General features: G+C 64.0%; 32 protein-coding genes and 2 pseudogenes. 23 read left to right on the top strand and 11 right to left on the bottom strand.

Annotation, left to right across the window (positions count from 1 at the left end; genetic code table 11):
* Positions 1–4 precede the first annotated feature (4 nt).
* Both AC3WLC_RS24365 and AC3WLC_RS24360 read right to left on the bottom strand, forming a co-directional pair.
* Positions 5–1,309 carry a YeaH/YhbH family protein gene (locus AC3WLC_RS24365; RefSeq protein WP_493686492.1) on the bottom strand — a complete coding sequence of 435 codons (1,305 nt, stop codon included), beginning with the start codon at positions 1,307–1,309 and terminating at the stop codon, positions 5–7.
* Between the two features lie 77 nt (positions 1,310–1,386).
* Positions 1,387–3,333 (bottom strand): PrkA family serine protein kinase, encoded by a 1,947-nt coding sequence (locus tag AC3WLC_RS24360; protein WP_493686491.1) that lies wholly within the window; start codon positions 3,331–3,333, stop codon positions 1,387–1,389.
* A 324-nt stretch (positions 3,334–3,657) separates the two neighbouring features.
* Between AC3WLC_RS24360 and AC3WLC_RS24355 the strand changes: the two genes are divergently transcribed.
* A complete protein-coding gene (locus AC3WLC_RS24355; RefSeq protein WP_493686490.1) occupies positions 3,658–3,834 on the top strand; it encodes a hypothetical protein in 177 nt (58 codons plus the stop codon).
* A gap of 32 nt (positions 3,835–3,866) precedes the next feature.
* A complete protein-coding gene (locus AC3WLC_RS24350) occupies positions 3,867–4,460 on the top strand; it encodes an SCO family protein (RefSeq protein WP_493686489.1) in 594 nt (197 codons plus the stop codon).
* Here AC3WLC_RS24350 and AC3WLC_RS24345 read toward each other — a convergent pair.
* Positions 4,405–6,342 (bottom strand): glycosyltransferase, encoded by a 1,938-nt coding sequence (locus AC3WLC_RS24345; RefSeq protein WP_493686488.1) that lies wholly within the window; start codon positions 6,340–6,342, stop codon positions 4,405–4,407. The two genes, AC3WLC_RS24350 and AC3WLC_RS24345, sit on opposite strands and share 56 nt — an antisense overlap.
* 547 nt (positions 6,343–6,889) lie before the next feature.
* Here AC3WLC_RS24345 and AC3WLC_RS24340 point away from each other — a divergent pair.
* The 5 genes from AC3WLC_RS24340 to AC3WLC_RS24320 all read left to right on the top strand — a co-directional run bounded on the left by AC3WLC_RS24340 (position 6,890) and on the right by AC3WLC_RS24320 (position 10,679).
* Positions 6,890–7,879 (top strand): ABC transporter substrate-binding protein, encoded by a 990-nt coding sequence (locus AC3WLC_RS24340; RefSeq protein ID WP_493686487.1) that lies wholly within the window; start codon positions 6,890–6,892, stop codon positions 7,877–7,879.
* A 23-nt stretch (positions 7,880–7,902) separates the two neighbouring features.
* Positions 7,903–8,718, top strand: a complete 816-nt coding sequence (locus tag AC3WLC_RS24335) for an ABC transporter ATP-binding protein (protein ID WP_493686486.1) — start codon at positions 7,903–7,905, stop codon at positions 8,716–8,718.
* Positions 8,719–8,721: 3 nt separating this feature from the next.
* The gene (locus tag AC3WLC_RS24330; protein WP_493686485.1) at positions 8,722–9,468 is read left to right on the top strand and encodes an ABC transporter permease; all 747 of its coding nucleotides are present in this window, start codon (positions 8,722–8,724) and stop codon (positions 9,466–9,468) included.
* Positions 9,469–9,484: 16 nt separating this feature from the next.
* Positions 9,485–10,216, top strand: coding sequence for an ABC transporter permease (locus AC3WLC_RS24325; RefSeq protein WP_291678048.1), 732 nt, complete (start codon positions 9,485–9,487; stop codon positions 10,214–10,216).
* Between the two features lie 193 nt (positions 10,217–10,409).
* A complete protein-coding gene (locus tag AC3WLC_RS24320) occupies positions 10,410–10,679 on the top strand; it encodes a hypothetical protein (protein WP_493686484.1) in 270 nt (89 codons plus the stop codon).
* Positions 10,680–10,854: 175 nt separating this feature from the next.
* Here the strand turns inward: AC3WLC_RS24320 and AC3WLC_RS24315 are convergent.
* Positions 10,855–11,193: pseudogene (locus tag AC3WLC_RS24315) on the bottom strand (O-methyltransferase); the annotation flags it as partial.
* Positions 11,182–11,787 (bottom strand): annotated as a pseudogene (gene istA, locus AC3WLC_RS24310) (IS21 family transposase); the annotation flags it as partial. The pseudogenes AC3WLC_RS24315 and istA, both read right to left, overlap by 12 nt.
* A gap of 388 nt (positions 11,788–12,175) precedes the next feature.
* Between istA and AC3WLC_RS24305 the strand changes: the two are divergent.
* Complete coding sequence (locus AC3WLC_RS24305) at positions 12,176–12,475, top strand: PRC-barrel domain containing protein (protein ID WP_493686483.1); 300 nt, start codon at positions 12,176–12,178, stop codon at positions 12,473–12,475.
* 163 nt (positions 12,476–12,638) lie between these two features.
* On the opposite strand, the gene AC3WLC_RS24300 is transcribed toward AC3WLC_RS24305, so the two are convergent.
* Positions 12,639–13,622 carry a L,D-transpeptidase family protein gene (locus tag AC3WLC_RS24300; RefSeq protein ID WP_493686482.1) on the bottom strand — a complete coding sequence of 328 codons (984 nt, stop codon included), beginning with the start codon at positions 13,620–13,622 and terminating at the stop codon, positions 12,639–12,641.
* Between the two features lie 220 nt (positions 13,623–13,842).
* Here AC3WLC_RS24300 and AC3WLC_RS24295 point away from each other — a divergent pair, with 220 nt between their 5' ends.
* The gene (locus AC3WLC_RS24295) at positions 13,843–14,403 is read left to right on the top strand and encodes a type 1 glutamine amidotransferase domain-containing protein (protein WP_493686481.1); all 561 of its coding nucleotides are present in this window, start codon (positions 13,843–13,845) and stop codon (positions 14,401–14,403) included.
* A 156-nt stretch (positions 14,404–14,559) separates the two neighbouring features.
* On the opposite strand, the gene AC3WLC_RS24290 is transcribed toward AC3WLC_RS24295, so the two are convergent.
* The gene (locus AC3WLC_RS24290) at positions 14,560–14,928 is read right to left on the bottom strand and encodes a DUF1236 domain-containing protein (protein ID WP_493686480.1); all 369 of its coding nucleotides are present in this window, start codon (positions 14,926–14,928) and stop codon (positions 14,560–14,562) included.
* Positions 14,929–15,095: 167 nt separating this feature from the next.
* On the opposite strand from AC3WLC_RS24290, the gene AC3WLC_RS24285 reads away from it, so the two are divergent.
* The 8 genes from AC3WLC_RS24285 to AC3WLC_RS24250 all read left to right on the top strand — a co-directional run bounded on the left by AC3WLC_RS24285 (position 15,096) and on the right by AC3WLC_RS24250 (position 19,428).
* Complete coding sequence (locus tag AC3WLC_RS24285) at positions 15,096–15,308, top strand: hypothetical protein (RefSeq protein WP_493686479.1); 213 nt, start codon at positions 15,096–15,098, stop codon at positions 15,306–15,308.
* Between the two features lie 191 nt (positions 15,309–15,499).
* Positions 15,500–15,793 (top strand): DUF6894 family protein, encoded by a 294-nt coding sequence (locus tag AC3WLC_RS24280; protein WP_493686478.1) that lies wholly within the window; start codon positions 15,500–15,502, stop codon positions 15,791–15,793.
* Between the two features lie 2 nt (positions 15,794–15,795).
* Positions 15,796–16,110, top strand: coding sequence for a hypothetical protein (locus AC3WLC_RS24275; protein WP_493686477.1), 315 nt, complete (start codon positions 15,796–15,798; stop codon positions 16,108–16,110).
* 42 nt (positions 16,111–16,152) lie between these two features.
* Positions 16,153–17,082 (top strand): transglutaminase-like domain-containing protein, encoded by a 930-nt coding sequence (locus tag AC3WLC_RS24270; RefSeq protein ID WP_493686476.1) that lies wholly within the window; start codon positions 16,153–16,155, stop codon positions 17,080–17,082.
* 160 nt (positions 17,083–17,242) lie between these two features.
* Positions 17,243–17,644, top strand: coding sequence for a PRC-barrel domain-containing protein (locus AC3WLC_RS24265; RefSeq protein ID WP_493686650.1), 402 nt, complete (start codon positions 17,243–17,245; stop codon positions 17,642–17,644).
* A gap of 42 nt (positions 17,645–17,686) precedes the next feature.
* Positions 17,687–17,890 carry a CsbD family protein gene (locus AC3WLC_RS24260; protein ID WP_061966307.1) on the top strand — a complete coding sequence of 68 codons (204 nt, stop codon included), beginning with the start codon at positions 17,687–17,689 and terminating at the stop codon, positions 17,888–17,890.
* 121 nt (positions 17,891–18,011) lie between these two features.
* Positions 18,012–18,257, top strand: a complete 246-nt coding sequence (locus AC3WLC_RS24255; RefSeq protein ID WP_493686475.1) for a hypothetical protein — start codon at positions 18,012–18,014, stop codon at positions 18,255–18,257.
* 97 nt (positions 18,258–18,354) lie between these two features.
* Positions 18,355–19,428, top strand: coding sequence for a PAS domain-containing protein (locus AC3WLC_RS24250; RefSeq protein ID WP_493686474.1), 1,074 nt, complete (start codon positions 18,355–18,357; stop codon positions 19,426–19,428).
* 650 nt (positions 19,429–20,078) lie between these two features.
* On the opposite strand, the gene AC3WLC_RS24245 is transcribed toward AC3WLC_RS24250, so the two are convergent.
* The gene (locus tag AC3WLC_RS24245) at positions 20,079–20,348 is read right to left on the bottom strand and encodes a hypothetical protein (RefSeq protein WP_493686473.1); all 270 of its coding nucleotides are present in this window, start codon (positions 20,346–20,348) and stop codon (positions 20,079–20,081) included.
* A gap of 146 nt (positions 20,349–20,494) precedes the next feature.
* Here AC3WLC_RS24245 and AC3WLC_RS24240 point away from each other — a divergent pair, with 146 nt between their 5' ends.
* The 3 genes from AC3WLC_RS24240 to AC3WLC_RS24230 all read left to right on the top strand — a co-directional run bounded on the left by AC3WLC_RS24240 (position 20,495) and on the right by AC3WLC_RS24230 (position 22,499).
* Positions 20,495–20,749, top strand: a complete 255-nt coding sequence (locus AC3WLC_RS24240; RefSeq protein ID WP_493686472.1) for a hypothetical protein — start codon at positions 20,495–20,497, stop codon at positions 20,747–20,749.
* 299 nt (positions 20,750–21,048) lie between these two features.
* A complete protein-coding gene (locus AC3WLC_RS24235; RefSeq protein ID WP_493686471.1) occupies positions 21,049–21,930 on the top strand; it encodes a hypothetical protein in 882 nt (293 codons plus the stop codon).
* 62 nt (positions 21,931–21,992) lie between these two features.
* Positions 21,993–22,499, top strand: coding sequence for a cupin (locus tag AC3WLC_RS24230; RefSeq protein WP_493686470.1), 507 nt, complete (start codon positions 21,993–21,995; stop codon positions 22,497–22,499).
* 8 nt (positions 22,500–22,507) lie between these two features.
* On the opposite strand, the gene AC3WLC_RS24225 is transcribed toward AC3WLC_RS24230, so the two are convergent.
* On the bottom strand, positions 22,508–22,831 hold the full coding sequence (locus AC3WLC_RS24225; RefSeq protein WP_493686469.1) for a hypothetical protein: 324 nt from the start codon (positions 22,829–22,831) through the stop codon (positions 22,508–22,510).
* A 152-nt stretch (positions 22,832–22,983) separates the two neighbouring features.
* Between AC3WLC_RS24225 and AC3WLC_RS24220 the strand changes: the two genes are divergently transcribed.
* Entirely contained in the window at positions 22,984–23,475 is a 492-nt protein-coding gene (locus AC3WLC_RS24220) for a pyridoxamine 5'-phosphate oxidase family protein (protein ID WP_493686468.1), read from the top strand.
* Between the two features lie 350 nt (positions 23,476–23,825).
* On the opposite strand, the gene AC3WLC_RS24215 is transcribed toward AC3WLC_RS24220, so the two are convergent.
* Positions 23,826–24,062: a hypothetical protein gene (locus AC3WLC_RS24215; RefSeq protein ID WP_493686467.1), complete on the bottom strand. Its 237-nt coding sequence runs from the start codon at positions 24,060–24,062 to the stop codon at positions 23,826–23,828.
* A gap of 110 nt (positions 24,063–24,172) precedes the next feature.
* Entirely contained in the window at positions 24,173–24,382 is a 210-nt protein-coding gene (locus tag AC3WLC_RS24210) for a cold-shock protein (RefSeq protein ID WP_091843677.1), read from the bottom strand.
* A gap of 27 nt (positions 24,383–24,409) precedes the next feature.
* Between AC3WLC_RS24210 and AC3WLC_RS24205 the strand changes: the two genes are divergently transcribed.
* A complete protein-coding gene (locus AC3WLC_RS24205; RefSeq protein WP_493686465.1) occupies positions 24,410–26,026 on the top strand; it encodes a sensor histidine kinase in 1,617 nt (538 codons plus the stop codon).
* Positions 26,027–26,052: 26 nt separating this feature from the next.
* The gene (locus AC3WLC_RS24200; RefSeq protein ID WP_476814027.1) at positions 26,053–26,466 is read left to right on the top strand and encodes a response regulator; all 414 of its coding nucleotides are present in this window, start codon (positions 26,053–26,055) and stop codon (positions 26,464–26,466) included.
* Positions 26,467–26,472: the final 6 nt, after the last annotated feature.

The following is a 26,472-nucleotide window of genomic DNA, read 5'->3' as shown; positions in this document are numbered from 1 at the left end:
CCCTTTAGTTGCGCGGCCGTGCCGGCTGCCGGGTGAAGAGCTGGCGGAAGACCGGGTAGATGTCAGCGGCCCGGGCGATACGGGTCATGTCGAAATTCGGCCAGCGTTCCTTGACCGTGAGATAGGCGCGCCAGAGCGAGGTGCCGTTGTCGGTCGAGCCGAAGATCTCACTCTCGCGCTCGTCGATGATCTCGACATAGGCGAAATACTGGCACAGGCGCATGATCTCGCTGTCGAGCAGGCGCAGGCAGCGCTCGGAATCGCTGGCGAAATTGTCGCCGTCCGAGGCCTGCGCGACATAGATGTTCCAGTCCTTGCTGGGATAGCGCTGCGCGATGACGCGCTGCATCTCCTCCAGCGCCGTCGAGACGACGGTGCCGCCGCTCTGCGTGCTGTGGAAGAACGTGTCCTCGTCGACCTCCTGCGCGATATGGGTATGGCGGATGAAGACGAGTTCGGTGCGGTCGTAGCGCCGCTTCAGGAACAGATGCAGCAGCACGAAGAAGCGCTTGGCCAGATCCTTCTCGCGTTCGCCCATCGAGCCTGAGACGTCCATCAGGCAGAACATCACCGCGTTCGCGTTCGGCAGCGGCTGCGCCTCGAAGCGGTTGAAGCGGATGTCGACGGGGTCGACGAAGGCGATCACCCGGCGCCGGCGCTCCAGCCGGTCGAGCTCGGCGCGCAAGGCGGCGGCCTTGGCGCGGGCGGGTTCCGTCCCCTCGGCCTCGATCCTCGCCAGTTCGGCGATGATGACCTCGACGTCCACACGCTTGGGCCGCTGCAGGGCGATGCGGCGGCCGTGGCTGTTGCGCATGGTGCGCGAGACATTGATGTTGGTCGGCGAACCGCTCGACGCGAAGCCTGCCCGCCGCGGCTTGGAGGCGAGGATCTCCTTCAGGTTGAGCTTGACCATGTCGGGCAGCTCGAGATCCTCGAAGAACAGGTCGAGCACCTCCTCGCGCGACAGCACGAAGCGGAAATCGTCCTCGGAATCCTGCAGGCCGGGCGACGAGCCCGCTCCGCTGCCCTGGCCCGGCTTCGGCATCTTGTCGCCCGGCGAGAACTGCTTGTTCCCGGGCAGGACATGCTGGCGCCGGCCACTGTCCCGGGCGTCGCGGAAGCTCGGCTCGCTTGTGCCCTTGGCCGGGATCGAGACGGCGTGCTCGCCATCCGCATCGGCGATCTTGCCGGAGCGGATCTGCTCCTGGACGCTGCGCTTCAACTCCGCCCGGACCCGGTGCAGGAAGCGCTGGCGATTGCCCAGGCTCTTGTCCTTCGGGTTCAGGCGGCGGTCGATGAAGATCGGCATGGCAGGCTCCCCGCCGGGATTTTTACTCTTGCATCGGCTTTGTCCGAAAACCGGACCCCACTTTTCGGGCCGATGCTCTAGCCCGCCTTGTTGACGCGCATGTACCAGTCGACCAGGCGCCGAACCTGGCGCTCGGTATAGCCGCGCTCGACCATGCGCTGCACGAAGCCGTGATGGCGCTTCTCGGTCACGCTGTCCTGCTTCGAGCCGAAGCTGATCACCGGCAGCAGGTCCTCGACCTGGCCGAACATCCGCTTCTCGATCACCTCGCGCAGCTTCTCATAGCTGGTCCAGGACGGGTTGCGGCCGTTGTTCCTGGCCCTGGCGCGCAGGGTGAACTTCACCACCTCGTTGCGGAAGTCCTTGGGGTTGGCGATGCCGGCCGGCTTCTCGATCTGCGACAATTCGTTGTCGAGGACCTGCCGGTTGAGGAGCTGGCCGGTGTCGGGATCCTTGTAGTCCTGGTCCTCGACCCAGGCGTCGGCATAGGCGATGTAGCGGTCGAACAGGTTCTGGCCGTACTCGCCATAGGATTCCAGATAGGCCTTCTGGATCTCGTGGCCGATGAACTCCGCATAGCGCGTCGCCAGCTCGGACTTGATGAAGTCGAGATAGGCCGCCTCCGTCTCCTTCGGGAACTGCTCGCGCTTGATCGCCCCCTCCAGGATGTACATCAGGTGCACGGGGTCGGCGGCCAGCTCCTCGGTGTCGTAGTTGAAGGTCTGGGAGAGGATCTTGAAGGCGAAGCGCGTGCTGACGCCGGTCATGCCCTCGTCGACCCCTGCGGCGTCGCGATACTCCTGCATGGCCTTGGCCTTGGGCTCGACCTCCTTCAGGTTCTCGCCGTCATAGACGCGCATCTTGGTGTAGAGCGGCGAGTTCTCGAACTCGTTCAAACGGGTCGAGACCGAGAAGCGGCTGAGCAGGTCGAGCACCTCCGGCGCGCAGGGGCTGCCGGCCAGCTCGCTCTCACGCAGCAGCTTCTCGTAGATCTGCCGCTCCTCGGTGACGCGCAGGCAATAGGGCACCTTGACCACCAGGATGCGGTCGAGGAAGGCCTCGTTGTTCTTGTTGTTCTTGAACTGCAGCCATTCCGATTCGTTGGAATGCGCCAGCACGATGCCCTGATAGGGGAAGCCGCCGAAATTCTCGGTGCCGTTGTAGCTGCCTTCCTGCGTCGCGGTCAGCAACGGGTGCAGCACCTTGATCGGCGCCTTGAACATCTCGACGAATTCGAGCAGGCCCTGCGTCGTCCGGTTCAGCCCGCCGCTATAGGAATAGGCATCCGGGTCCGACTGGCTGAAATTCTCGAGCTGGCGGATGTCGACCTTGCCGACGAGCGTCGAGACATCCTGGTTGTTCTCGTCGCCCGGCTCGGTCTTGGCGATGCCGATCTGCCGCAGGCGCGAGGGCATCAGCTTGACCACCTTGAACTTGGCGATGTCGCCCGAGAGCTCGTCGAGCCGCTTCGACGCCCAGGGCGAGATCAGCCCGGTCAGGCGTCGCCGGGCGATGCCGTACTTGTCCTCGAAGAGATCGCCCATGCGATCGGGCCGGAACAGGCCGAGCGGCGATTCGAAGACCGGGCTGATCCGGTCGCCGACCTTGAGCGTGTAGAAGGGCCGCTCCTCCATCAGCTTCTTCAGCCGCTCGGCCAGCGACGACTTGCCGCCGCCGACCGGGCCGAGCAGATAGAGGATCTGCTTGCGCTCCTCCAACCCCTGAGAGGCATAGCGGAAATAGCCGGCGATCCGCTCGATCGTATCCTCCATGCCGAAGAAGTCGGCGAAGGAGGGGTAGATCTTGATCGTCCGGTTCGAGAAGATCCGGCCCAGGCGCTCGTCCTGGCTGGTGTCGAACAATTTCGGCTTGCCGATCGCGTCGAGCATGCGCTCGGCGGCGGAAGCGTACATCGATTTGTCTTCGCGACAGGCCAGCAGATATTCCTGCAGGCTCATCTCTTCCTGCGAATAGCTTCGATAATCCTCAGAAAATAAGCGGAAGACCTCGCCGTCTCGTTCCATCGTGGTAGCCCTCCAGCGCAAGCCGGCCTCGCCGACAGTGCCCCTGAACATTCAACCGCAGACAGACTTGCAAGTTCCTGGCCGAAAGGGGGGCGCTTTGATGAATGCCGGGCATCTGGGCCCTGCCCCCGACGCAAACGCGAACCATCCTCAACTCATCTCCTCGCGTCGACGCCAGAGATGGGCGCCAGCCTGTGCGCCTATGATCTCATGTGGGGTGGCCGGGAGGGATCGCCAAGTGGGATCGCGAAGATGATAAGTCGGAGTATCCCTGCGGCATGAACGCAGCTTCCGGTTGACCATGCGTGGCGCTAGATTGCGCCGATGAGCGTAGCTCCGCAGACCGATACGCAGGACGTGGCCCCGGCCCACCGCCCCGGCCTCTGGCTGCTCGCCGGCGGCTTCGGCCTTCTGCTGGCGGCCGGCCTGCTGCTCTGGTGGCGCGAGGGCGATCGGCTGTTCACCGACGGGCTGATCGCCGCGCTCCTCGCCTGCTTCTGAGCGGCCTTCCGTCCGCCTTCGAGGATTTCCCCGTGAACCGCCGCCTGCTCCTGCCCCTGCTGGTCTTCCTGCTCGGCGCCGCCGCGCTCGCCGGCGCCGCCTTCATCACCTTCGCGCCGGCCTCCCGCTCGGGTGGGCAGAGCCTCGCTTCCAGCGTCGGCGGGCCGTTCACCCTCACCACCGCCGAGGGCAGGACCTTGACCGACAAGGACCTGCGCGGCGCGCCCTTCCTGGTTTTCTTCGGCTTCACCCATTGCCCCGACATCTGCCCGACCAAGCTGTTCGAGATCTCCGAGGTGCTGCGTGCCGCCGGAGGAAAGGGCGAAAAGCTCAAGGCGCTGTTCGTCACGGTCGATCCCGAGCGCGACACGGCCGAGACGATGAAGAGCTATCTCGGCTCCTTCGACCCGCGCATCGTCGGGCTGACCGGCGATCGCGCCGCGGTCGACGCCACGATCAAGGCCTACCGCGCCTATGCCCGCAAGGTGCCGCTCAAGGACGGGGACTACACCATGGACCACACCGCCCTGGTCTATCTGATGGACAAGAATGGCGGCTTCGTCGGCGCCTTCAATATCGAGCGTCCGCCGGCGGAAGCGGCGCAGGAATGGCTGCGGCATCTGTGAGTGCCGGGGAATGCGCCCGGTCGCGATAGCGTGACGAGCGGGCAAGACCGTGCGCCGTCTTGTTCCAGGCGAAGCGGTCATCGAGATATTCGTACAAGGCGAGCCAAGCCGCGAGCGAGGCCAGCAGGTGATAGACGGGCAGAAGCGGCAGCCAGCGCCATAGCCCGATCGCGCCGCGCCGCCAGGCGCCGAGCGCCGGTATCAGGAAGACCACGCAGATTCCGCCGCCGGCCAGCGCCAGGGCTGCGGCGGAAAACAGAAGCTCCAGCGGGCCGGCCGGCGACAGCAGCGAACCGCTCAGCAGGGCTGTCGCCGTTGCCGCGGCGAAGACGGGGTAGAAGAAGGTTCCCAGCAGGGTACCCAGCGTCAACACCAGAAAGGTCAGCGTGCTGAAGAGGCCGGCTTCGCTCAGCAGCCGGACAGGTTGCAGCAGATGACTGATCAGCGTCTGCAGATAGCCCTTGTACCAGCGGGTGCGCTGCCTGAGCCAGGCTCGCAGCGTGGCCGGCGCCTCCTCGAGGGTGCGGCTCGGCAGATCGGCGATGTAGCCGCCGGCGCGCACCAGCCTGAAGCCGATATCGGCATCCTCGGTGACGTTCCAGGGGTCCCAGCCGCCGACGCGCCGCAGCGCTTGCGTCCGGAAATGGTTCGAGGTGCCGCCGAGCATGATCGGCAGGCCCGATTGCAGAAGGCCGGGGTTCAGCACGTCGAACAGCCCGGCATATTCGAGCGCGAAGCAGCCGGCGAGCCAGCCATCCTCGGTGTTGTCGATGACGAGATGAGCCTGAAGGCAGACGAGATCGGCATCGGAGCGCAGGAAGCGCGCCGCCGCCAGGCGCAACTGGCGCGGATCGGGAATGTCTTCTGCATCGAAGACGGTGAAGAGCTCGCCGCGCGCCTCGGCCAGCGCGATGTTGAGCGCGCGCGGCTTGGTCTGCGGAGCGCCGCGCGGCACGATCACAACCTGCATGAAGGGCGGAAGCTCGCGAGCCGCGAGGGCACGGCGCAGCCCCCAGTCGATCTCCTCGACGAGAATGCGGATGTCGAGCTTGGCGGCGGGATAGTCTATGGCGGTCAGGGCTTCGACCAACTGATCCAGCACGGCCTCTTCGCCGAAGATGGGTACGGCGACGGTGTAGACGGGCAAGCGGCCGTCATCGATCTGCCAGCGATGTTCGCGCCAGAGATCGATGGTCGGCCTCTCCATCAGCGCCGCGAGGCGCAGAAGTACTGCGCCGAAGAAGACTGGCCCCAGCGTCAGCATCACGCCGATCAAGGTCAGCATCGGCGCGAGCGTGCCGGTCACGGACAGAATAGCGACCAGGATGAAGGCCAGCGCCTTCTGCAGCCAGTTCGTGCCGGTGCGGGCGCTGAAGCGTTGCCTGCCCGCTTCGTCGAGCCAGGCCGCTGCGCGCGCGATCGTCCCGGAATTGGCCCGCCGCAGCTCGGCTGCCAGCGCCGAGGGAGGCAGCACCACGATATCCCCGCGAGCCCGGGCGCCGGCGGCGAGGAAGCGTCGTAAGGCCGGGCCCGCTGGCGGCGCGGCGGCGAAGCGCACAGGGCTGTCGAGGCGAGCACGGGTGACGGCCAGGCCTTCGCGCAGGATCGCCGCGATGTCGCCGCCGGGTTGCAAGGGCGGCGCGCGGGGCTGGAAGCGCAGGTCGAGCTCGGCCGCCAAGGCCCGGTAGAACTGCTCTTCCGTAACGAGGCCTGAAGCGATGACCTGGCGGCTTGGCGGCACGCCGATCCGCTCCGCGAGCCGGGTGGCCTCCTGCAATTGCGCCGGCGGCACGCCATGGTCGGCCAGGAAGGCGATCTCGGCGGGCAGGCCGAGCATGCGCACCTCGCCTGCGCCGGCGTGCGGCCGAGCCAGAGCCTCCATCGCCATCCCCCCGGCCGCGGCTGAGGGCTCCTGCAGCCGGCGGCAACCTATGGTTGCCTAGTGCCGCGCCGGAGTCGAGTCGGGAGAGCGTCCGAGGTGGATTCTCGTGGGCAAGGCGGGGTTGGCGGGGCTGGATCTGAGGGTGGAAGATGCCTCCGAGATCATTTGCATACAAATGAGGCTGACGTGCCGTTTCCAGCGGCAGCGGTCGGATCGCCGACGATGACGCGAGTCAGTCACGAGCTCGCCTGTACCCCATGCCGCATCGCGATCGGGCCCCCGCTCGGTCCAACCCTTTCATTTTTCGTCGAATCTGCGCCGGGCGGCCAGGTTTGAGCCCGGTTTTACTTCGCAGTTGCGAACGGATTCGCGCGCGATAGTCTCGCTTCCCGGCTGCCGTCGGCAGTTTGCATCTGGTCGATCTCAAATCGCTTGACAAGCTTGAAGTCCGTTGAGATCGTTGTTTGCATACAAATGAAATTTGGACGCGAACGTCCGATCCGCTGCAACGATAACGATCGGCGGCGTGCCACAACGGGAGAGTGACATGACCGCCTGGCTTGGCCTGACTTCGTACAATCGTCTCGCGGCCATTGCCGCTGCGGCCGTCCTCGCCTTGCAGGCGCCGGCACGCGCCGAGGAGATCTCGGTCACCCAGTGGGGCGCAAGCCTCTATGGCGCGCCCTATGCAGTGGCGATGGAGAAGGGCCTGTTCAAGCAGGCCGGTATCGACATCACCGGCATCATCGGCTCGGGCGGCGGCGGCACCACGGTGCGCAACATCCTGGCCAGCGCGACGCCTTATGGCGAGGTCGCCGTCTCCGCGGCGCTCGCTGCCAAGGCGCAGGGGCTCGACCTGATCATCGTCAATACCGGCACGCGTAGCGTCGCCGAGGCCTCGATGGTCGTGATGCCGAATTCCGATCTCAAGGGCGTCGAGGACCTCGCCGGCAAGAAGGTCGCGATCACCTCGCCGAAATCGGTCTCCGAGATGCTGCTGCTGATGGTGCTGCGCGAGAAGGGTGTCGACCAGAGCAAGGTCCAGCGCGTCGCCGCCGGCGGCTATGTCCCGGCCCTGACCATGCTCGAGCAGAACGCCGTCGTCGGCTCGGTGCTGATCGAGCCTCTCTCGATCATCCGCAAGGACAAGTACCGCACGCTCTACAAGGCCGGTGACGTGCTGAAGCCGATGACGACCTCGGTCGGCATCACCACGCGCAAATTCGCCCAGGAGAATCCCGAGAAGCTCAAGGCGATCATCGCCGGCCGCCGCGCCGGGGTGCAGGCAATCTACAAGGACCCGGCCGAGACCGCCAAGATCATCGAGAAGCTCTACAAGCTCGACGCGCCGATCGCCAAAGAAGCGGTCGACAACATGATTTCGCCGAAGATGTGGAGCGAGGGCGAGTTCAATGTCGAGGAGCTCAACCGCATGGTCGAGGGCCTGAAGCTGATCGGCGAGGTCAAGAGCGACGTCGACTGGTCGACCGTGCTCGACAAGACCTATCTGCCCGCCGACCTCCAGGCCAAGCAATGACCGCGGCACCGGGGGCCAAAGTCGTGCCGCTCGCGCCCCACGCCACCGCCGTCCAGGCCCATGCCAGGCTGCGCGGTGTCACCCGGGTCTTCGATCTCCCGAAATCGACCTTGCATGCGCTCGGCCCGGTCGATCTCGATTTGGCCAAGGGCGAGTTCTTCTCGGTCGTCGGTCCCTCCGGCTGTGGCAAGTCGACTTTGCTCGACATCCTCGCCGGCCTCAGCGCCCCGCAATCGGGCACCGCCGAGTTCGAGGGCAAGCCGATCACGGGCGTGCCTGACGGCGTCGGCGTCGTCTTCCAGGAAGATGCGTCCTTCCCCTGGCTCAACGTCCGCGACAACGTCGCCTTCGGCCTGCGCCGCGCCGGGGTCGATCCGGCCGAGATCAACCGCCGCGTCGATTATGCCGTCGGCTTCATGGGGCTGAAGGATTTCGCGGCGTCCTATCCGGCCCAGCTCTCCGGTGGCATGCGCCAGCGCGTCTGCATCGCCCGGACCCTGGTGATGCAGCCGAGGCTGATCCTGCTCGACGAGCCCTTCGGCGCGCTCGATCAGCAGACCCGCCTGCTGATGGGCGACGAACTGCTGCGGCTCTGGCGCGAGACCTCGGCGACGATCCTCCTGATCACCCACGCCCTCGACGAAGCCGCGATGCTCTCCGATCGGGTCGGCGTGATGTCGACCCGGCCCGGCACCTTCATCGATTTCGTCGAGACCGGCTGGGAGAAGGATCGCGACAGCCGCGTCGTCTCGACCCCGCATTTCGGCGACATCACCGCCCGTCTCTGGGAGAAGCTCCGGATCGAGGCGCTGAAGATCATGTCGGCCGGGAAGGGCTGAGCCATGTCCGAGAAACTGCTGCGGGTCATCGTCGTCGTCGCGATGATCCTGCTGGTGGAACTGCTCTGCCGCGTCGGCATCATCCCGCGCATGGTGATGATCGCGCCGTCCGACATGGTGGTCGAGCTCGGTAAGATCCTCGCCTCCGGCCAGTTCTCGGCCGATATCAGGATCACCTTCACCAATATCGCGATCTCGACCGTGCTCTCGGTCCTGCTCGGCTTCGCCACCGGCGTCGTCATCTATTCGCTGCCCGGCCTGCGCAATGCGATCGAGCCGCTGCTGGCGAGCTACTACGCCGTTCCGACCTTCGTCTTCTATCCGATCTTCATCACACTGTTCGGCGTCGGCTCGGCCTCGATCATCGCGATCGCCGTGCTGCTCGCCGTCGTCTCGATGGTGACCGCAACGCTGAACGGGCTCGACCGCATCCCGCGTGTGCTGCGCAAGACCGGGCAGATCTACCGGATGTCGCGGGTCAAGACCGCGCTGCTGATCGAACTGCCGGCGGCGACGCCCTATCTCTTCACCGGCGTGAAGCTCTCGGTCGCCTATTCCTTCATCGGCGTGATCGCCTCGGAGTTCATCCTGTCGGGCGCCGGCGTCGGCTATGCCATCGCTTATGCCTACAACCTGTTCGACAACGGGCACATGTATGCGCTGATGCTGCTCGTCCTCATCGTCGTCACCGTCGTCAACACCTTCCTCAATGTGATCGACCGGCGCCTCCAGGCGCGCAGGCAGCGGTGACGCCATGACAGCTCTCATGCCACGCTCTGCCGGCACGCTCCTCGTCCTGCTTGCCTTGCTCGTTCTCTGGCAGGGTCTGCACCTCTTGGTCGGCGCCTCCTCGCTGGCCTCGCCCCTGCAGACGGTCACGAAGCTCGCCGCCCTGCTCGCGACCGGAGAGTTCTGGCTCAACATCTCCGAGACGATGCGGGCTTTCGTCGCCGCCTTCGCGATCTCGCTGTTCGGCGGCATCGCGCTCGGCATCGTGCTCGGCGTGCGCAAGCTCGCCGGCAATGTCGCCGAGCCGATCCTGACGACGCTCTATTCGATCCCCAAGGTCGTGCTCTATCCCCTGGTGCTGCTCTGCTTCGGCCTCGGCATCTCCGCCAAGATCGCCTTCGGCGTGATGCATGGGCTGATCCCGATCACGCTGTTCTCGATGAACGCGATCCGCCAGATGAAGCCGGTCTATCGCCGGACCTCGCAGGTGATGCGGCTCTCGCCTTCGCAGAACGCCTTCACCGTGATCATGCCGGCGATCCTGCCCGAGATCATCTCGGGCGTCCGCCTCGGCTTCTCGCTGACGCTGCTCGGCGTGCTGATCGGCGAGATGTTCGCTTCGCAGCGCGGCCTCGGCTTCCTGCTGACCGGGGCGATCAATCTCGGCCAGATCGACACGATCATGGCGATCGCCCTGCTGCTGACCGTATTCGCGGTTACCTGCAATGCGCTGATGATGCGCTTCGACCGACGGCTGACGCACCGCTAGATCATCGCGCGTCCGAACGGACGCGGTCACGATGATCTATCACATTGTTTCGGATTCTTCCGAAAAGTGGATTCCACTTTTCGGTCCGATGCTACAGGGCTCGTTTGGAAGCTTGCGTGGATCGCGCGGCTCATGCAGGTTGCGCCGGACCTGTTCGGCTGCGGTCGCCCGCGCCTCCCGCATTGGAAAAACCATGAACCGCTATCATGTCGGCGCCGCTGCCATCCTCGTCGCCCTGCTCGGCGGCTGCGTCTCGCGCGAGGAGCCGGTCGCCGTCTCGGAGCCCGCTCCGGTGATGCGCACGCGCGTGGTTCGGAACGCGCCGCCGCCGGATAGCGGCGATCTCCAGCTCGGCCTGCCGCCGGCGCGCGAGGGCGGCCCGGCCTATGTCCGCTCCGGCATCGGCAGCTCGCCTCGGCAGGGCGAGCTCTACGGTGGCGGCACGTTGCCGTCGGGCTTCTGAGGTCTCGCGCAGCGAGACAGTCCTTTGCATCGATAAACAGCGCTCTTTCGGTCATGGCCGGGCTTGTCCCGGCCAGCCTCATAATGCAGCCCTTGTCCGCATCAAGACAGGAAGCCGATGAGCCCGCTCCGGCATCGGCTTGCCGATGCCGGGCTGTCGAGCGTTTGCTTGCAGATCAGCCGAGGCGCATCGACAATTCGACGTCCTCCGCGAAGGGGACGGACAGGTATCCGCTCCCAGGCGCGCGCACCCGCCGGAGATAGTCCGGGCTGTCGTCGGCATTGTCCGCGACGATGAGCGAGCCGGCACGCAGGCGGCCTTCGACCAGGTCGAGGATGTCGGGATAGAGCGGCTTGGCGCCGTCGAGCAGCAGCAGATCGACCTGCTCGGGGAGATCGGCCGCGAGGGTCTTCAGCGCATCGCCCTCCCGGATCTCGATGAGGTCGGCAAGACCGCCCGCGTCCAGGTGCTTGCGCGCCTGTGCCACTTTCGAAGGCTCGAATTCGGTGCTGATCATCTCCCAGATCGTGCGGTCACGTTGCTCCGGATGGCGGTGAGCCTTGGCATAGCGGAGCACCTGATCCATCAACCAGGCGTTCAACTCGTCGTAGTTCTCGACCCGCAGCCGTGGAGCGAAGAAGCGCTTGCGCACGAGCCCGACCTGGTTCTCGACCTGCCCCTTCTCCCAGCCCGAGGCCGGCGTGCAGGCAACGGGATCGACCAGGTAATGACTGCACATCTGATGGAAGCGGCGATTATAGGCCCGCTCCTTGCCGACGAAGATCGTCTCCACCGCGGTCTTCATGTTGTCGTAGATGCCGCGCGTGCAGGCGCCCTTGAAGAAGGCGAAGGCCCGGTCATGGGCGTCGAAGACCATCTCCTGGCTCTCGCGCGGATAGGCCCGCACGAACAGCATGCGCGAGAGACAAAGCCGGACATGCGCCACCTTCACCTGGGTCGTCGCGCCATTGATGACGGCGATCTCGTGGCTCCAGTCGAACTGCTAGGCTTCGCCGGGCGCAAAGCTCAAAGGCACATAGGCGTCGGCCGTGACGGCGGATTGCTCGCGGAGCCAGCCTCGCGCATAGCGACGAACGGCATCGTATCCGGTGGCGCTCAAGGCTGAAGTGCCTCCTTGCGCTACCCGCCGTTCGCCGATCATCACGCCGCCCTCCGCTCCACGACGACTGAATCAGGACTTCACGCACCCAGCAACGCAGGCTTTTTCAACGGTATCGGCGCCTTGCGGCACCGATGCAGATGGCCGCTTACTGTCTGCTAGCGGGCTGATCTTGGTGGGCTAGAGGAGCGGTCCCAACGGCGCCCTTGTGTGCTCCCTCCGTCTGTCTTGCGAGAGCCTCCCAGCTTTGAGGACACCGTTGTGGCACCCTCAAGATCCAGAACTTACTCTGCTTCCTCAGAACCATCGGTTTTTCTGTCGAGGAACCCGTGCTGTTGCCCATCGTTCTTTGAACACGTGGAACGAGGAGGAAGCCATGGACCACTCGAAGCACTACCGGCTCGACAACCACGAACTCACTGCCGTCGCACTCGATGGCGCTACGATCTACGGGCCGGGAGATGAGAAGATCGGCTCGGTCTCGCATATGCACGGGGCAGGCCCGAGCGCTCAGGCCGTGATCGATGTCGGTGGCTTCCTCGGTATTGGCGCCAAGCCTGTTGCCATTCCTCTGAGCGCACTCGAATTCATGCGCGACGAAAATGGCGACGTTCACGCCGTCACGGCTTGGACCAAGGACGAGTTGAAGGCGATGCCCGAACACGTTGAGCCGTAGATTCGAGTCTGCGACCGTTGCAATTGACCCGGTCACGCTCAGGCGGGGCCGGGCTTTTCTATGGTCACTCTCACTGAACCGTCACGTTGAAAGTCGAATGCGAGCAACCCAAGGCAGCGGCAGTCTCGATACACGCGCCGGGCAAGGCCGTTACTCGACAAATCTAATCGACGAAGCGTACCGGCACGCCCGGCTTGACCAAGTCCGCCAGCTCTGTGGCATCCCAGTTTGTCAACCTGACGCAGCCATGGGAATTGGTTTTGCTGACCTTGGAGGGATCAGGCGTGCCATGGATCCCGAAGGTTGGCTTCGATAGCGCGACCCAAACCGAGCCGACAGGCCCGTTGGGGCCGGGCGGCAGCGCCAACTTCTTGCGATTCTTGCCCTGCTGGAAATTTTTATCCGGATCATAGGTGTAGTCAGGATTTCGCACGACGCGTTCGACCGTGTAATCGCCGCTGGGCGACGGATTGTCATCGCTGCCGATCGTCGCGGGATAGCTCGCCAGGACGCGCTCGTCGGTTCCATAGACGATGACCATGCCGGTTCGCTTCACCGCCTCGACGCGAACAGCCGTCCCCTTCTGCACCTCGCGGCCGGCCGAGGTAACCTGAAGCTCGCTGCCCGCCTTGGCCATTCGAATCTTCGGGTTCAGCGCGACGAGCAGCGGCTCGCTCAGATGGAAACGCTCTGCGAACATCTCCCGGGCAGAGGTATAGGAAAGCCGCTTCATTTTCGCTTGACGGGCATAGTCGTGCGGAATGCGACGGGCGAACCGATAGTGTGCATCTGCCTTCGTGACCTCGTATGTCACGACCAGGTCGTTGATCGTGTCGCCGCCGAGCTTTGCCCAGGTCACATCATCGATCGTATCGCCTTCGCCGAGGTTCTCCTGGCGCCTGAACTGCGCGACGGCCTTACGAAAGTTCTCGCCGTCGAGACCGTCGATGACGCCCGGCGAAATGCTGCGGCGCCCCAACAGGATCTGCGCCTTGACGATAAACGGGTTCAACCCTTCGCGATCGACCATTGCGCGCTTGGCAAGCATGGCGCCGTTGATCTCGTCTGATGTGATGGCCCGAGCGGGCGCCAGCTCCAGCGCCATGAACACAATCGCCGCGGCGATTTGCGAGTATGTCTTCTTCATCAAGGGCCCCGGCATCTTGCAGAGGCTAATACCGGCCACCCTCCGCAAGGTTCCGATACGGAGCTGACGACTTCGCCCTTCCGCCGAAGGGGAGGGGCTGGGTCATCGCTTGTCTCGGTGCGACGTCGCTATCCGCGCCGAGTTTGCTTCGTCACCGTGGGAACGCTTCGCTTCGTGCCCTGTTGGAAAGGATACACCCTTCCGACACAGGAGAGTTCGCATGAGCGCCCTCACAGGCAAGAGCATCCTCATTCTCGCGACCAATGGCTTCGAGCAATCCGAGCTCGAGGTCCCGCAGGCCAAGCTCAAGGAGGCCGGCGCCACCGTCCACGTCGCTTCGCCCGAAAGCGGCGAGATCAAGGGCTGGGACAAGAAGGATTGGGGCAGAGCGGTTAAGGTCGACAAGGCGCTCGATGCGGTCGATCCCGCTGCCTATGACGCCATCGTCCTTCCCGGCGGGCAGATGAATCCCGACACCCTCCGCGGCAACGACCGAGCCCTGGCGCTGATCAAGGACTTCTTCACCCAAGGCAAGGTGGTGGCCGCAGTCTGTCATGCCCCTTGGCTGCTCATCGACATAGGCATCGCCGAGGGCCGGAAGCTGACGTCCTACAAGACGATCAAGCAGGATCTGATCAACGCCGGCGCACAATGGCAGGACGCCGAGGTCGTCACCGACGAGGGCGTGGTCACGTCGCGCCAGCCCGATGATCTGCCTGCCTTCGTCGCCAAGATCGTCGAAGAGGTGCGGGAAGGCCTGCACAACCGCCAGGCCGCTTGACGAGCTGTGAACCTGGCAGTGGTTACGCAATCGAAGCCCGACCCGAGTGGTCGGGCTTTTGCGGTCGTTTGCCGCTCCTTCGTGTGCGAAAAAGCCCGCTCCCGAAGGAGCGGGCGAGCAGCGGGATCGTCAATGCGCCGCGCATTGCCCAGCTGATCACTCGATGATCTGGACGACCCGGCCCGTATTCGGATCGACCAGCACCGTGCGGTTGTTCACGACGGTGTAGCGATAGCCGCTGACGCCGTATTCTGCGGGCACCTCGCGGTAGACCACGCCCTGTTGCGGAAGGACGGTGCCGACCGCAAGCGGCTGCGCATAGGTGAACGATGTCGGTCGCTGGGTGATCACATATTCCTTGAAGCGCGGCGCCAGCTCGCTGCGCATCGACGGCGGTTCGGGGAGGCCATTCGGCTGGCCCTGGCCCTGAGCGAAAGCCGTGGCGGGCAGCAATACGAGCCCGGCGGCGAAAAGAGCATTCCTAAGCATGTGATGTTCCTTCATCGCGGTGAAGCCGAAGTTCAAACTTCGCTATCCTCGTCCGATGAACGGCTCGGCTGCTCCCAAGTTCCGATGGCGCCTCGTCGCAATCAGCTGCTGCGCACCTCGGGTAGATCTCTGTCTTTTGCTGTTGCCTGGATTTGCAGGCGCCTTAAATTTTAGATCGTGCGTTGGTCTTGCATGGTGAAGGCATGCCATTCCGGTCGTTGGCTCCTGAGGATATCGCGCGGACGAGGGCTGCCCTCGACACTGCGTGGGACGAGATCAAATCCAGCGTACCCGAAGGGTTCGAAGAGCAAGAACGAACCCGGCTCGCCTATATCGTCGCGAGCTTCGTGGCGGTCGCGGATGACGAGCACGACTTGGCACGGCGCGCGATCGAGCGTTACCGACAATCTCCCTGACCGGGATGCGGAACCTGGCCCGCGATCGGGCGTTGGAGCCTCGGAATTCACGGTAGTGCTCGCCGGCAGGCGGAGCAAAGGGCTGGAGGCCCACGAAAGCCCCGTCGGCGAACCCGGCGGGGCTTTCGCGTTGCGGAACTACACGAACTCGAGGCGGTTCTAGCGAATGGGGGGCGACGGGAGTGAGTTCGATGCCGAAATACCGCTTCACAACGGATGATGGCGATACGCTCGACATCAGTCCGGATTGGCTGGAATTTCCGGACGACCAAGCGGCTATACGGGAGGCTCAACGGGCGCTTACGGATATGGCCAATGAGAACCTCCCCGACGGACCTCATAGGGACATGCGCGTCGCCGTCGAGGTCGTGGGAGGCGAGGTGATCTACCAGGCTTCGCTGGAGTTCAATGGCGAGGCCGGCAGCGACATGCGAGTCAGGGCTGACGGCGCCACACTCGCGCATGGGAACGGCAAACTGAACTGACGATGGTTGCTGCCGCGAGCCATTGCGAACGTGGCGGCGCTTCATATCTTGCCGGCGACCACCAAGCCCTGAAGATGTCGATGCATATCCCACCTTTCCGCTTCCCTGGCGTGCTCAACTCCCAAGAACTACTGGTCGCGGAGGCGATCCAGGCGCGTGCCTTCGCCTCGTTGAGCGCGAACGGCGACATTCCCGGCGACGATCTGGAGGCCGCTAGGGCGAAGCTCGGCGCCATCGTCCTGCGCCTGATGCTGGACCGCACGCGGTCGATCGACGATTTGTCGGCTGCTGCTATCGCTGCGTTCAAAGCCGGCTAGGAACTTCGTCTGCTTCCTCGCAGACCGGCACAAGATGCGGCCTTGTTGCCTCAATCTTCAGCATGCCGGGCAGGAACTCAATCATTCGCCGGATGTTGCGCTTTCATCATCCCCGGGGAAAGCGCAATGGACATTCGCGTCGGCTATCGCATCGAAATCGTCACCGCCCAGCCTACGCCTGCTATCCTTTTGCTAGACCCTCACCCAAGCCGGGACGTCGATCTTGTTCAGGGACGTGGTCACAGTATCACGGCGTTGGGCACCGGCGCTCCCATCATCGCATCGGACTATACGGACGGGTTCGGCAATCGCTGCAGGCGGCTCGCGGTGCCGGCTGGCGGCGCGGTCTTCTCGCATGATGCCGTCGTCAGCGACTCCGGCGTGCCCGATCAATGGGACAAGGCCGCTCAGGAGATCTGGCCGGCGGACCTGCCGCCCGACGTCCTCGAATACACCTTGTCCAGCAGGTATTGCGAGGTCGACGAGCTCTCGGGCGCTGCCTGGAGCCTGTTTGGAAATTTCGCGCCCGGCTGGAACCGCGTCCAGCAGATCTGCAACTTCGTCAACGCGCAGATCCGGTTCGACTATCAGTTCGCGCGCGACACGCGGACCGCGATGCAGGCGATGAACGAGCGCGTCGGCGTCTGCCGCGACTTCACCCATCTCGCCATCGCCCTCTGCCGTTGCATGAACATCCCGGCGCGGTATTGCAACGGCTTCCTCGGCGACATCGGCGTGCCGCCCGATCCTGCTCCGATGGACTACAACGCCTGGTTCGAAGCCTATCTCGGCGGACGCTGGTACACCTTCGATGCTCGTCACAACGTGCCCCGGATCGGGCGTGTGCTCGTTGCGCGCGGCCGGGATGCCGCCGACATTCCGATGATCCACACCTTCGGTCCGCACATCCTGCAACGGTTCGAGGTCATCACGGAAGAGGTGGTGGCTCCCGCCGCGGCGCATGCCGCGTAAGCCGTTGTGATGGCAGGCTATCTCGACTCCGCACGCAGCTCACCGGATAGCCGATCGCCGCTCCGTGTATGCCTTGTCGCAGGTCCGAACTGACACGGAACAACCGTCATGGGGCGACGTTGATCCGGCGGCTGGGTCATCCGGTTTTGGAGAATACATGATGCGCAATTTGATCGTCGCTCTTGCCGTTGCCACGTCGTTCGTTGGAGCGACCGCTTCGCAGGCGCAGACCGCGACGACTGCCACGCGCGAGGTTTACGTCAGAGCGCAGCCGACCGACGTTCTGAGCAGCAACCTGATCGGTCTCAACGTCCAGAACAACGCCAAGGAGACCGTCGGCGAGATCAAGGATCTCGTCGTCTCGAACGGTAACTTGTCCGGCCTGATCCTCTCGGTGGGCGGTTTCCTCGGCATCGGCGAGCGCAATGTCGTGGTGACGCCGTCCGCTGTGAACGTCGTCTACTCCGAGAACGACAAGAAGTGGTCGGCGACGATGGACACGACCAAGGACGCCCTGAAGGCCGCGCCTGAGTTCAAATACGAAGGCCGCTGGAGCAAGTAATCTCTCGGCCACATCCCCACCGACATTTGAAGGAGATCCGCGATGGACTGGAACCGCGTCGAAGGGAACTGGAAGCAGCTCAAGGGGAAGGTCAAGGAGCAGTGGGGCAAGCTGACCGATGACGATCTCGACGTCATCGCCGGCAAGCGCGACCAACTCGAAGGCAAGATCCAGGAGCGTTATGGGATCGAGAAGGACAAGGTGAAGACCGACGTCGACACCTGGTACAATCGCCAGACCTGGTGAGCCTGAACGCGCGAGCCTGCGCTGTCCAGCCAAGGCTCGGGCGAAGGCCCGCTGCTCTCCACGAGCGGCGGGCCTTGTCATTTCAGCGGACCTGACCGGCGCGCCAACGCGGAGATTAAGAATGACCAATCCAAACGATTCCGAAATTCGTGCCGCGAACGCTCGCGCGGAACGCCAGAAGGAGACGCCGGGTGGGGAGGCTGCGACCCCTATGCACCCGGATACTCACTCCAGTGCCGATCCAGCCGTCGAAACGCCGGTCGAGGCCCGCCAAGGCTTTCTGGGCGTGCCGGTCTTGGCCGTGCTCGTCGTCGGCCTGCTGCTGGCCGGGATCGCTGGGTTCGCTGTCCACTTTGCCATGCGGTAAGGCCGAAGCCGGGGCCCGGTTTTCGGGCCGGATCAGCGCCCAGGAGGCGCGCTCGGCGAGCCCCCTGCCGGTCACGAACCGCTCCTCTGTTTGACTCATGGATCATGATTTGCTGCCTTGGGCCCAGATCGGTTGGCAGGGCGTTCGAATGAATGAAGGCGAGGCGTCCGGGGTCGAGGCGCGACTGACGGAACGTGAGCTGGAATTCGCTCGTGTCCAGAAGATCGGGCAGATCGGCGGCCTGACCGTAGATCTGCGCGGTGGCCAGTTCCGCAACACGCGCTCGCCCGAATACCTTGCGGTGCACGGCCTTCCTCCAGAAGCGGTGCACGAGACGCATGAGGATTGGGTTCGGCGCATCCATCCCGATGACCGGGACCGTGTCCTGTCGCATTTTCTCGAAACTGTCCGCGGCACTTCCACGGACTACGAAGTCGAGTACCGCATCATCCGCCCAAGCGACGGGCAGACCCGCTGGATTCTTGCCAAGGCGGAGATAGAGCGCGGCGAATCCGGAGAGCCACTGTTGCTTCGCGGGGCTCATATCGACGTTACTGCCAGGAAGCATGCTGAAGAGCGTTCCGAACTGATCGCGCGTGAGCTTGGACATCGCATCGCGAACATCTTCGCGGTGGTGAACAGCATCGTGCGCCTGGCCGCGCGGAGCGAGCCGGAGAGCCGGCCGTTCGCAGCGAGACTCGAAGAACGGTTCGCGGCACTCCACCGCGCTCATTCTTTCGTGGGTCGTCCCAAAAGCGGATCTGGCGGCGGTATCCTGAAGCTCATGACGGACCTTTTCGCGCCCTACCAGAATGGGGCGGCGGACCGGGTGAGCATTGTAGGCGACGACGCGTCGATCGGCCCGCAAACGGCAACCAGCTTAGCGCTCATCGTCCACGAGATGGCGACCAATTCGGTCAAGTACGGCGCATTGTCGTCACCAACGGGATCGATATCCATCACGGTCGAGTGTGATGAGCAGGCCGTCCGCGTCCTCTGGAGTGAAGTTGGAGGTCCGGCGATAGGAGCCCGTCCCAAGCATACGGGCTTTGGCTCCATCATGATCGACCGCGCTGCCAGATCCATTGCAGGTTGCGCTATTCAATACACATGGAAGGCTGAAGGATTGGCCGTGTTGCTATCGATGCAGCGAAACGGTCTGGATCGGTAATCCCGTTCAGGCCGGCCAATTCAACGAGGCGTCACCACCGCATTTTGGTCAGTCACCGCTTGTGCGGCGCCCCGGATCCAGCGGGCTTGCCGGGAGGTCGGCGAACCGACCAGGCATGCCCGGCAGTACCGTCCCGCAGGCCGGTCGGATGCCAACAGGCAGTGCTCGCACGCTGGACCTACAGATGCCATCGGTCTGACGCCGCCCACCCGATCGCGACCGATGCGACCATTCCCATTGTGACCGCGATGAACAGATCCACAATTCATGCTCCCTGCCCACCGGGTCAACGTCGTGTCGTTTGACGCGGTTCCGGATCAGAAGGCGGAGAGCGCGATGGCGCTGGGCTATGGTGAATGTTTGGTCACCTCAGGGAACGAGCCGATCCCAGTTTTATCGGCTCGGGAACGCACAGAGCCGGCTCGCATTCATCCCGCTCTCAGGAGCGTCATCGGTGGACGACTACGATATTCCGGGTGAGACGGTGGCCGAGAAAATAGCATTCTTGCACACTGCCGCGGCTAGGTGCAGGCGCCTCTCGAACGCAACGGGCGACTATGAGCTGAACGAGACGCTGAGTGCTCTTGCGGATGAGTACGAGGCGAAGATTGGCGAGCTCGTCGGTCTCGGCCCCCCGAATTGGGGACGGATTAGCGCGTTCTCGGCCTGACGGTTTTCCTTGAGAGGCGACGAACATTGGCTCGCACCTTACGCCGGTAACCGCGGATGATGGTGACCGGCGCTGCACCGAGCATCATCTTTGTCGCTGCCTGCTGAGCGGCCGCCACCTTCTCGGTTACCATCCGCTCGGCTTCACGGTCGCCGGCGGCGCCGCCGGCCGAAAGCTTCAGAGCGCGGAGCCACATCGCCTGCTGCGCTTCGAATGCAAGCATCGAAAGTTCAAAAAACATGTTCGCCATTTGCGCCACGCTCCTTGGAGGCGCACCAACTACTCCGATCATTGGAGACAAGTTCCGCGCGCCCAGCAGCTGAAGCGCTCAGCTAATGTGGAACGCTGGTGGATGACCGGCGTTCAAATCCTACCGCGTTCCCTGGAGCTCGCTTCATGACCACTGATGTCGCTTTCGACGTGCTCAAGCATCACGGTGGCAGCGCGTGTACGGCCCAATTCTGGATGTCCGATACACCGGCACAGCAATTCGATAATCTTCGTGAATGCCTGCTGGCGCTCGCCGACAACCGCAAGGACGAGCCCTTGCCAGATGTGCATGTACATACGCCCGAGGGCGATATCGCAATCAACGGTCCTGATCTTGAAGATATGATCCGCGCCGCAGTCGCAGCTCGCGCCACGACGTGATTTCTACCTATGATTGAGCAGCATGTGACGAGTTTACCTTCGGCCGACGCCGCTTGAGCGCGAAGTGAGACGTGACACCGCTCGTGGCGCCTCGACAGCCATGTTTCTAGGTCAGCCCGTCCTCGTGCACGAACCAGACAACCTACGGGAACCCCCTGTCTTTTCCGCAGTTCTCCCGGCAGTCCCGCCACGCGCGCGCCACCCGGAGAATTTTCATGGACGACATCATCTATCTGGTCGGCCTTGTGGTCGTGGTCATGGCGATCCTTTCCTTCTTCGGTCTGCGATAGGAGCGTGCCATGGCAAGCGAAACCACTGACGTCGTCGTCGTTGCTCCTAGCCAGCCGGCCCAGCAATCCGGCTCCTATCTCGAGTGGGGTGCAGTATTCGGTGGTGCGGCGCTCTCGGCCGCTATCACCACGCTGCTCACCACGTTCGGCTCGGCGATCGGGCTCTCGCTCGTCTCGTTCGAACCGTCGCGATCGACTGGCCTTACCGCGCTTGCCATCGCCGGCGCCCTGTGGGCGCTGTGGGTGAGCGTGACGGCCTCGGCCGCCGGCGGCTATCTCGCCGGCCGTATGCGGCGCCCCGCCGCCGATACCAGCCAGCACGAGCGCCATGTGCGCGATGGTTCGCACGGCCTCGTCGTCTGGGCCGTCGGGGCGCTGCTCATCGCGGGCCTCGCCGCATCGTCGGTTGCAGGCCTGGTCAGGACGGCGGCCACCGGCGCGGCCGCGGTCACGAGCGCCGCCGGTGCGGCTCTCAGCCAGCAGCCGGACCCGTTGGCCATCGCCGCAGATGCGGTGACCCGCTCGACCGGGACTGCGCCGGTGACGCAGGCCGAGCGCGACGAGGCCTCGCGCATCCTGGTTCGAAGTCTCGCCAGTGGTCAGCTCGATCAGACGGATCGCTCCTACGTCGCGAGCAGGATGGCAGCGCGGATGAACATCGCCCAGCCTGAGGCTGAGAAGCAGATCGACGATGCCTTTGCACGGCTCAGCCAAGCGAAGGAAACCGCCAAGCAGGCGGCCGAGCGAGCCCGAAAGGTCGGCGTTCTCTCAGCCTTCCTGACCGCCGCCGCGCTGTTGGTGGGAGCCGCAGCAGCCTGGATGGCGGCACAGCTCGGCGGCAAGCACCGCGACGAGGAACTCGATCTCACCGCCTTGTGGGGCCCGCGCTGAGCCGAAGCCAACGCGGATCGAGGTCGAGCGGGCCTCGATCCGGGTTACCGGAAAGCACCGCGATGACGATACTCGTCCTACCGTTCGATGAGCGCGGGCCAATCCCGAACAATCCGCGCTTTCCCGCGCTCGTCTACCGGCAGGCGTTCGCAGCTGACCAGTCCGACTTCGCCACCGCCATGGAGAGGCGCTTCGAAGAAAATGGCTGGCCGCCGGCCTGGCGCAACGGCATCTACGATTTCCATCACTATCACGCGAAGGGCCACGAACTGCTCGGGATTGCCGGGGGCTCCGCCGAGCTGGTCCTGGGCGGAGAGGGCGGCAGAAAACTCGGGGTCCGTGCCGGGGACGTTGTGTTGCTGCCAGCCGGGACGGGACATTGTCGGCTCAGCGCCAGCAGCGATTTCCTTGTGGTGGGTGCGTACCCTCCGGGGCAGAGCGGCGATATTGTGCGGGATGCTCCCACCGCGGAAATCCGGGCGGCCATCAGCCGGCTGGGCCGGCCAGCGAGCGATCCCCTGTCAGGCCGGCAAGGGCCGATGCTGGAGCATTGGCGTGATGGGCTCTAGAGGCGCGTTCAGGCCTGTGGCTTGCCCCGTTGCTCTGCCGAGCTGGCGACCTCGAATCCGATCGGGATGCTCTTCTCAGGGCGACGCGACGTCTGAAGCTCCCGGTCCAGCTCGATCGCGGCCCTGAGAAGGCCGCCGGGTATGATCATGTCTTGCTCGAGGAGCCAGGCGATGGACGCGGCATTGCGGCCCGATAGGCCTGCGAGCGCTTCCAGTATCCTCTCTTCGTTCATTTGCAGCAGAAGGCGTTCCTTCAGCGCCTTGCCGCTCGGGGGCGCCCGGTGGCTGATCGGAAGCGCGCGATTGATCAGCTCCGAAGAATGATGGCTCATCGCGTCCTCCCGGCTGCAGGAAGACAACGCGGCAGGTGCTGACGGGTTCTCCCTTCAACCATCGATTTCCGCGTTTTGCGGGCTCGGTCGCGGCTACGGAACTTCGGTCTCTGCTCACGGGTTGTCCGCGAAACGCACCATGGGAGCCCGTCATGCCGACACCGAACGAGCTTGAGGCCAAACTCTGGAAGGCGCTTCGCTCCGACATGACCGTCATGCTCGGATTAGAACGAGCGGGCGACAATCTGATGCGGCCGATGACGGTCCAGCTCGACGGCGATGCCGACCGCGGGCCGCTCTGGATCTTCTCCGCAATGGATACCGAGCTGGTAAAGGCGCTGACCGGAAGCGCAAACGCGTTCATGTCGTTCGCCGACAAGGGGCATGACCTCTTCGCCAGGATCAACGGCACCCTGGTGCTCGACAATGATCGGGCGGTCATCGAACGGCTTTGGAACCGCTTCGTTGCGGCGTGGTACGAGCAGGGGAAGGATGACCCCAAGCTCGCCTTGCTGCGCTTCGATCCGCAACAGGCGGAGATCTGGGAGAATGAATGGAGCCTGATCGCAGGCATCCAGTTGTTGTTCGGTTCCGATCCCAAGCAGGACTATGCGGACAAGACAGCCAATGTGAGGCTCGACTGAACGGCTGCCTGTCTTCACTGCAACAAAGCCGAGCGCGAGACATGATCAAAGCCATACTCAACAGCGTCGCGACAGCCTGGATCGCGCGCGATGCCGAGCGCGGAGACATTCCCGAGGGAATGACCGTTCCATTGACGCTGCTTGCGGCAAGGCTACCGGCCCCGCTCCTCGTCGCTGGAGCGATCGGGTACGGCCTCTATCGTCTCAACCTCGAAACGCGAGCGCGCCGCGCCAAGGACGTCACGCCCAAACGCCGACGCTCACCAGCGCGGAAGGCACCTTCGACCTCGGCTGGTCGCGGCAGCCGCCGCAAGGCTCGGATCTGACGGCGCTTCAAACGTGATGCGTCGTCAGCGCTTCTTCGTTCGCGTCCGATCCGGCAGCGCGTCGATCGCTTCGTCAGCCCCCTGATCCTTGTGGAGCACGCCTTCCCGCAGCACCTTGCGAGCGGCATCATTCTTCTTTTTGGGGTCGGTCGGGATAGCCTGGGTCTCAGGCGTCGCTTCGAGGCCGATATCCTTCGGCTTCTTGCCAGCGTTCCTGGCGCTGGCCGCAAAGGTGGCGAGGGCTTCCGGTTGCTTGGCCATGGCGCTTCCTCCGTTTGCGTTGCAACCGGAGCGGAGGCTTGTTGTTCCCTTCACTGCGGCTTGCGCCCAACCGGCCGGCTGGCCGGGTAGGCGCAAGCCGCAGAACTTGTCTATTCCGCTTTGAGATTTTCCGCCGACGACTTGCCCGAGCGCTTGTCGGCCACGACCTCGTAGGAAATCTTCTGGCCGTCGTGCAGCTCCCGAAGGCCGGCGCGCTGCACCGCGCTGATATGGACGAACACGTCCTGACCGCCGCCGTCCGGCTGAATGAAGCCGAAGCCTTTCGTGGTGTTGAACCATTTCACCGTGCCGGTCGCCATCCCTGCCTCCTTGTTGGGATCGCGAGCATGGCTGCCCTCGCCTTGGAGGGCAACCATCCGGGGAGCGCTTTAAATTTTCAGAACCCTGTCATTTGCTATTGCGTCGCTCTCGCCGTGCAGCCATGGAGGCCGGCCCGCAGAGACCTGTTGATGCCTATTTCTCCCACGCAGTTTCTCAGATCGAATCTCCTGCTGCTCGCAGGTGGGGCGATTGCCCTGTTGGTCATTGTCATCGCGGCCTTCTGGTTGACTTGGGTTTCAGAACGCCAGTTCGACGAGGTGGTCGCCGTCCGCGAGACACGCAGCGCGACGGCAGATCTTCTGTCGCTCGCGCAGGACGCGGAGACTGGCCAGCGCGGCTTCTTGCTGTCGCGCGATGCCGCCTATCTCGGCCCCTACAGCGATGCTGTCGCCAAGTTCGAGCCGACGCTGCAACGTCTGAAGGCATCGGCAGGAGCGGCTGAGCTGGCTCAAGCCGAGGTGGCGCGTTTGGAGAGCGCATTGCGAGGTAAGCTGGCCGAATTGGCGCAGACCGTCGCCCTGGCGGAGCGCGGCGCCTGGGATGATGCAATCGCTGCAGTCCGGCAAGGCTCTGGCCGCAATCTGATGGACGAGGTTCGCGCCGGTCTCGGCAAGATCATCGCGCAATCCGAGCAACGGTTGCAGCAGGCGATCGCCGGCCAGGAAACTGCATCGGCACGGTTGCGCTGGACCATCGTGCTCGGTGCTCTGGTCATCGGTCTCTTCGCGGCAGCGGCCTTCTGGACGATCGCGCAATACACACGCGAGATCATCCTGGCCCGGACCGAGGTCGCCGCCCTCAACACCGGGCTGGAAGAGCGCGTGCAACAACGCACCGAAGCGCTCACCCGAGCCAACGAGGAAATCCAGCGCTTCGCCTATATCGTGACCCATGACCTGCGGGCGCCGCTCGTGAACATCATGGGCTTCACGAGCGAGCTCGAAGCGACTGCGGCGCCGATCAAGGCCTATTTCGATGCCGGCGAAACGGCTGCCCCGGCGGTGCTGGAAGAGGCCCGCACGGCGGTCGACGCGGACCTGCCGGAAGCGATCGGCTTCATCCGGTCCTCGACGCGCAAGATGGATGGCCTGATAAACGCCATCCTGAAGATTTCGCGCGAGGGAAAAAGGGTCCTGCGCGCCGAAGCGATCGATCTCCCATCCGCGCTCGAAGCGGCGGCAGCGGCTGTACATCATCAGGCAAGCGAGAACGGCGACGGCATCACTGTCGACTGTCCGCCGCTCAAGATCCGAAGCGACCGTCTGTCGATGGAGCAGGTGCTCGGGAACCTCCTGGACAATGCGATCAAGTACCGGTCGCCGAAGCGCGAGCTCAAGGTTGTGATGCGCGCGAAGCGGGAGAAGTCCGGTTGGGTAGTCATCGAGGTCCAAGACAACGGCCGAGGCATCGCCCTGACCGACCACGAACGGATTTTCGAGCTCTTTCGTCGATCCGGAACGCAAGACAAGCCGGGCGAAGGCATCGGTCTGGCGCATGTCCGGACCATCGTCCGCAATCTCGGCGGCGACATTACCGTCAGCTCCGAACTGGACGCTGGTACGACCTTCTCGATCTTGTTGCCGCCTGACCTCAGCGCGGTTCAACGGAGTGCCTCCACGTGAGCAATGGAAAGCCGGTTTCAATCGTGATGATCGAGGATGACGAGGGCCATGCCCGTCTCATCGAGAAGAACATCCGCCGAGCAGGGGTGAACAACGAGATCATCCCGTTCCAGAACGGCACGGACGCGCTGGCGTTCCTGTTCGGTGCAGACGGGACGGGTGAGGCCAGCTCCCGCCGGCAGTTGCTCATCCTGCTCGACCTGAACCTGCCCGACATGGCTGGCGTCGACATCCTGGAGAGGGTCAAGGCCAATCAACATACCCGCCGCTCACCAGTCATCGTTCTGACGACGACCGACGACAGCCGCGAGATCCAACGCTGCTACGATCTCGGTGCGAACGTCTACATCACGAAGCCCGTCGACTACGAGGGCTTTGCCAACGCTATCAAGCAGCTGGGATTGTTCTTCTCGGTGATGCAGGTTCCGGAAACCGAATGATCCGAT

This window comes from Allobosea sp. GW821-FHT03A12 (assembly GCF_058986765.1).
This window is presented reverse-complemented; position numbering and strand designations above follow the sequence as displayed.